We start from the raw sequence: 846 nt of genomic DNA, 5'->3' as shown, positions 1-846 counted from the left end.
GTCCCGTCGTTCCTTGGGTCGCATCGTCCCCTCCGTTGCGACCACGGAATCACGACACGCGATTCGACGGAATCCCAGAAATCAAATTGCAAGCTTTCGGGCCTTCAAATCCAAAAAGCTTGCAATCCCGACCCTCGCTCCGATCCAAAATTCGACTCCCGCTCAATGACTTGGGAGCTTCTTCACGGACGACTCGTTGGCTCCGCTGTTTAGCAGGGATACTGACGCCGTTAGAAAAAAGATTGCGATCGCAACGTGACTGCGCCAGGTCGATAGAGGGACGATATTGATTGTAAGCCCGCCTCAGCGCGACAAGTTACCTCTCAAACCGCAGTCCATTACTGCCTCTTTGCATTGAAGCTATCGAACATTTTCCATCCGTCAATGAGCGATTTCGACCACGACCGCTGCGCGAAGTCCCATTGGCACTTGAGCGCTTCGGAAGAGCTTGTGCAGCCGGCAAGACTCGTCAGGTAGTCGGCTTGGTCCTGTAGGCGGGAAGCTGCAAATCCCAATACTTCCTTTGCTGCCACTGCGGACATCTTCCTTTGCATTTCATTAAATGATCTTAGCAATTCGGGAGGCGTAAACGGACCATCGGATCCAGCTGTATTTTCCTTTGTCATAGGTGCTCCTAATGATCGGGATCGGTTTTCCGGGTTTATTGCAGATCAAAGTGAACTCGCGATTGAGGTTGAGTGAACGATGCTAGTTTATCTAAAAAGTTCGATCACTTCCTTGATCAGAATCAAACCGCTGGCGCTTTTAGGTAGTGTGCGGAAGGTTCTGCAAAAGCCTGAGAGGCTGGAGCGGTCATGGTAAGTCCGGTGATTGCGAAGATCACCG

At 51.3% G+C, this 846-nt stretch carries 1 protein-coding gene; it reads right to left on the bottom strand.

Features of this window, described 5'->3' with window-relative positions:
- Positions 1-338: 338 nt before the first annotated feature.
- Positions 339-626: a hypothetical protein gene (locus AC5ZGW_RS46520; protein WP_130232033.1), complete on the bottom strand. Its 288-nt coding sequence runs from the start codon at positions 624-626 to the stop codon at positions 339-341.
- Between the last annotated feature and the right edge of the window lie 220 nt (positions 627-846).

This window comes from Bradyrhizobium sp. Crot121, assembly GCF_059512385.1.
This window is presented reverse-complemented; position numbering and strand designations above follow the sequence as displayed.

Bases quoted from the DNA above. Each gene is read 5' to 3' on its own strand.
- AC5ZGW_RS46520 (WP_130232033.1), bottom strand. From the start codon at position 626: ATGACAAAGGAAAATACAGCTGGATCCGATGGTCCGTTTACGCCTCCC.